Here is a 1,819-nt window from a genome sequence, read left to right as displayed (position 1 = left end):
CAGATGACGGAGGGCGTTTTAGCAAACTTGAATGGGAAATTATTGAATCATACTCATATGGTGATGATAATTACTATCAAGTTAAGAAAATAAAAAGAGCTAAGGTTTATGGAGGATGGCTAGTGGGGTCAGAACATTTTGTAGGTGAAAAATCTTACAACAACATTGGAATCGGCCTGTCAAAAGGAGCGGGGCTAGGCTTAACGTTTGTTCCGGATCCCGACTATAAATGGTTGGTAAAAGCCAAGTGACTGAATATTAAGTAGACTTAGATTTTTTTCGTCATCATGGAAGCTAAACTTAAGGAGACTTTATTATGAGTGAAAATGAAAAATCAAAAAAAACTCTTGGTTCACCCGCAGAGCAAACGACACATCCTCTTGGATCACCTTTAATATCGTATAGTATTGATCTCATAGAGTTCAGGGGAAAGTTAAATCTTACAAATTTCACAGTGCGTAGTATACAGTCTGCTGACGTTTCTGGCTCAGCATCATTGGAGTATGCTAGAGATGCAATTTTATTTGCGTTAGAAGGTAGTGAAGAAGATACTGCAATCGAATCACATATATTATCAGAGATTCAAACAGCGAGTAATCTTGTTGTATATGCATGGGGTTGTAAATCTTGTGGTGAATGGTGGTATCGAAAAACAGTAAATGGTCATACATACTGTCCAAGATGTAGGTGATCTGTTCAACAACTGCATTGAAAATGATCACAAAGCGGTAAAGCGCAAATCCCGTTAAATAACCTTTCTGAAGTTCACTATAATTTTTCGCAACAGTGCCGACTAGCTCATATTTCGAGCATATTTGGTTGAGGGTCTGATCTCCTTCGATGACCTCTAAGACAACTTTAGTTTTAAATTCAGCGCTTGGCTTCTTTCTTTTTTGACTCATATCATAGCTCCTAAAATGCTAAGCATCATTTTAACCTTTCAGGAATAAATCGTTAAACTATTTGTTGAACGTTCAAGCTCAAGACCTCTTTCACCTGTCATTTCTTTGAGGTCACGATAAGACAAAGCATAGCGGCCATACCAGCGCACCAACCAAAGAATGATCTCACCAAAATATTGATCTCTTTATTTAGCAATATTACAATAAAATTATTAAAATTTTATGTATATATTACGAGAGATAATTGTGTTTATAAAACGATATAGTTTATTGTTTCTATTGGTTTTTAATTTAAACTTACATGCACTAAGTGGTCGAACAATTATGATAAATAACCAAACATCTCAAGACATTATCCTACATTTTTTTGATGTAAACTGCATGTATACAAATTTAAGTGATTCTGATGGAATTGATATAGATTCAATAAATAATAGAATCATTAAAGCAAATAATTTCATTAAAGTTCATGAAGAATCAAAAGCGTCAGGAATCTGTTTTTTTATTCGATCTAACTCTAGTGAGTATAAACTTAAAGCATCCTTAGTTGTTGCTCCTTATATTTATACAGTTATGAAAGCAGAGGCGCATGGATCAGCGATTTCGCGTTATATGAAGTATAATACAGAAGGAGGCAGCATACAAAAATTCAAATTTAATTTTGATGACAATAAAATTTATATAAATCATGAGTAAACGTAAGCGTCGCTACCTCGGTAGTGATCTGGCAAGCAGTGTGAGGTCGATATTAACCGGGTTTTATTGTTCAGAACAACGAGCAGAAAAGGCAACCCTGAAGGCCGTAGCATCCTCAGAAATGCTTATCAGCCTTGGTATTACAAAAAGAATTTAGAAAGCATTGAATCGATTGGCATCGAACGCAATCTTGTTGGCCTGCTTACGCTGCGAGCCATGGA

At 35.5% G+C, this 1,819-nt stretch carries 3 protein-coding genes and 1 pseudogene; 3 read left to right on the top strand and 1 reads right to left on the bottom strand.

Annotated elements, in window-relative coordinates; translation table 11 throughout:
- Positions 1 to 251: hypothetical protein (locus tag C200_RS15800; protein WP_033923753.1), on the top strand; the 251-nt coding region annotated here is incomplete at its 5' end.
- Between the two features lie 65 nt (positions 252 to 316).
- On the top strand, positions 317 to 691 hold the full coding sequence (locus C200_RS15480) for a hypothetical protein (protein WP_016212499.1): 375 nt from the start codon (positions 317 to 319) through the stop codon (positions 689 to 691).
- A gap of 103 nt (positions 692 to 794) precedes the next feature.
- Here C200_RS15480 and C200_RS16740 read toward each other — a convergent pair.
- A pseudogene (locus C200_RS16740) lies at positions 795 to 902 on the bottom strand (transposase); the annotation flags it as partial.
- Positions 903 to 1,226: 324 nt separating this feature from the next.
- Between C200_RS16740 and C200_RS09745 the strand changes: the two are divergent.
- A complete protein-coding gene (locus C200_RS09745; protein WP_230383460.1) occupies positions 1,227 to 1,598 on the top strand; it encodes a hypothetical protein in 372 nt (123 codons plus the stop codon).
- Positions 1,599 to 1,819 lie beyond the last annotated feature (221 nt).

The organism is Piscirickettsia salmonis LF-89 = ATCC VR-1361 (assembly GCF_000297215.2).
GTDB classification, from domain to species: domain Bacteria; phylum Pseudomonadota; class Gammaproteobacteria; order Piscirickettsiales; family Piscirickettsiaceae; genus Piscirickettsia; species Piscirickettsia salmonis.
Note: the sequence above shows the minus strand (reverse complement) of the source record. Positions and strands in the feature narration are given on the sequence as shown.

Coding starts and splice junctions, on each gene's coding strand:
- C200_RS09745 (WP_230383460.1), top strand. CDS start 1,227: ATGATAAATAACCAAACATCTCAAGACATTATCCTACATTTTTTTGAT.
- C200_RS15480 (WP_016212499.1), top strand. CDS start 317: ATGAGTGAAAATGAAAAATCAAAAAAAACTCTTGGTTCACCCGCAGAG.